The following is a 2,965-nucleotide window of genomic DNA, read 5'->3' as shown; positions in this document are numbered from 1 at the left end:
TCTCTCTCAAACCCCAAAACACCTTCGGTGTTGTCAGGTTAAGCCGCACGGGTCATTAGTACCGGTTAGCTCAACGTCTCGCAACGCTTACACACCCGGCCTATCTACGTCCTCGTCTCGAACGTTCCTTCAGTGTCCTCTAGGGACAAGGGAAGACTCATCTTAAGGCAAGTTTCCCGCTTAGATGCTTTCAGCGGTTATCTCTTCCGCACTTAGCTACCGGGCAGTGCCATTGGCATGACAACCCGAACACCAGTGGTGCGTCCACTCCGGTCCTCTCGTACTAGGAGCAGCCCCTTGCAATCTTCCAACGCCCACGGCAGATAGGGACCGAACTGTCTCACGACGTTCTAAACCCAGCTCGCGTACCACTTTAAATGGCGAACAGCCATACCCTTGGGACCTACTTCAGCCCCAGGATGTGATGAGCCGACATCGAGGTGCCAAACACCGCCGTCGATATGAACTCTTGGGCGGTATCAGCCTGTTATCCCCGGAGTACCTTTTATCCGTTGAGCGATGGCCCTTCCATACAGAACCACCGGATCACTATGACCTGCTTTCGCACCTGCTCGAGCCGTCACTCTCGCAGTCAAGCTAGCTTATGCCATTGCACTAACCTCACGATGTCCGACCGTGATTAGCTAACCTTCGTGCTCCTCCGTTACGCTTTGGGAGGAGACCGCCCCAGTCAAACTACCCACCAGACACTGTCCGCAACCCGGATAACGGGCCGACGTTAGAACATCAAACATTCAAGGGTGGTATTTCAAGGATGGCTCCATGCAGACTGGCGTCCACATTTCACAGCCTCCCACCTATCCTACACATCAAGGCTCAAGGTTCAGTGTCAAGCTATAGTAAAGGTTCACGGGGTCTTTCCGTCTTGCCGCGGGTACACTGCATCTTCACAGCGAGTTCAATTTCACTGAGTCTCGGGTGGAGACAGCCTGGCCATCATTACGCCATTCGTGCAGGTCGGAACTTACCCGACAAGGAATTTCGCTACCTTAGGACCGTTATAGTTACGGCCGCCGTTTACTGGGGCTTCGATCAAGAGCGTCGCCTTGCGGCTAACCCCATCAATTAACCTTCCAGCACCGGGCAGGCGTCACACCGTATACGTCCACTTTCGTGTTTGCACAGTGCTGTGTTTTTATTAAACAGTTGCAGCCAGCTGGTATCTGCGACTGGCCTCGGCTCCGAAAGCGTGTTTCTTCACCTGACGCCAGCGTGCCTTCTCCCGAAGTTACGGCACCATTTTGCCTAGTTCCTTCACCCGAGTTCTCTCAAGCGCCTGAGTATTCTCTACCTGACCACCTGTGTCGGTTTGGGGTACGATTGACCATAATCTGACGCTTAGGGGCTTTTCCTGGAAGCGGGGCATCAGCAACTTCAGCACCGTAATGCCTCGTCATCGTGCCTCAGTGTCTTGGATAACCGGATTTGCCAAGTTATCCCACCTACACACTTAAACCGGGACGACCGTCGCCCGGCTTGCCTAGCCTTCTCCGTCCCCCCATCGCAATTATGGCCAGTACAGGAATATTAACCTGTTTCCCATCGACTACGCTTTTCAGCCTCGCCTTAGGGGTCGACTCACCCTGCCCCGATTAACGTTGGACAGGAACCCTTGGTCTTCCGGCGAGCGGGTTTTTCACCCGCTTTATCGTTACTTATGTCAGCATTCGCACTTCTGATACCTCCAGCAAACCTCACAGTTCACCTTCACCGGCTTACAGAACGCTCCCCTACCCAACAACACATTCGTGTCGCTGCCGCAGCTTCGGTGCATGGTTTAGCCCCGTTACATCTTCCGCGCAGGCCGACTCGACCAGTGAGCTATTACGCTTTCTTTAAATGATGGCTGCTTCTAAGCCAACATCCTGGCTGTCTGAGCCTTCCCACTTCGTTTCCCACTTAACCATGACTTCGGGACCTTAGCTGGCGGTCTGGGTTGTTTCCCTCTTCACGACGGACGTTAGCACCCGCCGTGTGTCTCCCGTGATAACATTCTTCGGTATTCGCAGTTTGCATCGGGTTGGTAAGTCGGGATGACCCCCTAGCCGAAACAGTGCTCTACCCCCGAAGATGACTTCACGAGGCGCTACCTAAATAGCTTTCGGGGAGAACCAGCTATCTCCCGGTTTGATTGGCCTTTCACCCCCAGCCACAAGTCATCCGCTAATTTTTCAACATTAGTCGGTTCGGTCCTCCAGTTAGTGTTACCCAACCTTCAACCTGCCCATGGCTAGATCACCGGGTTTCGGGTCTATACCCTGCAACTTAACGCCCAGTTAAGACTCGGTTTCCCTGCGGCTCCCCTATGCGGTTAACCTTGCTACAGAATATAAGTCGCTGACCCATTATACAAAAGGTACGCAGTCACCCTGATAAATCAAGGCTCCCACTGCTTGTACGTACACGGTTTCAGGTTCTCTTTCACTCCCCTCGCCGGGGTTCTTTTCGCCTTTCCCTCACGGTACTGGTTCACTATCGGTCAGTCAGGAGTATTTAGCCTTGGAGGATGGTCCCCCCATGTTCAGACAGGATACCACGTGTCCCGCCCTACTCGTTGAGCTCACAATACCAGTGTCTTCGGATACGGGGCTCTCACCCTTTACTGCCGGCCTTTCCAGACCGTTCTCCTGACACTCATATCGCTGATGGCTCTGGGCTCCTCCCCGTTCGCTCGCCGCTACTGGGGGAATCTCGGTTGATTTCTTTTCCTCGGGGTACTGAGATGTTTCAGTTCCCCCGGTTCGCCTCCTTACCCTATGAATTCAGGTAAGGATAGTGCAACGGATTGCACTGGGTTTCCCCATTCGGACATCGCCGGCTGATAGCGCTTCATATCAGCTCACCGGCGCTTTTCGCAGATTAGCACGTCCTTCATCGCCTCTGACTGCCTAGGCATCCACCGTGTACGCTTAGTCGCTTAACCTCACAACCCGAAGGTGTCTTC

At 53.8% G+C, this 2,965-nt stretch carries 1 rRNA gene; it reads right to left on the bottom strand.

The features are described from left to right. Positions 1–34: 34 nt before the first annotated feature. Positions 35–2,944 (bottom strand): 23S ribosomal RNA (locus Xets_RS27680). Between the last annotated feature and the right edge of the window lie 21 nt (positions 2,945–2,965).

The organism is Xenorhabdus sp. TS4 (assembly GCF_014467265.1).
Lineage (GTDB): Bacteria > Pseudomonadota > Gammaproteobacteria > Enterobacterales > Enterobacteriaceae > Xenorhabdus > Xenorhabdus ehlersii.
Note: the sequence above shows the minus strand (reverse complement) of the source record. Positions and strands in the feature narration are given on the sequence as shown.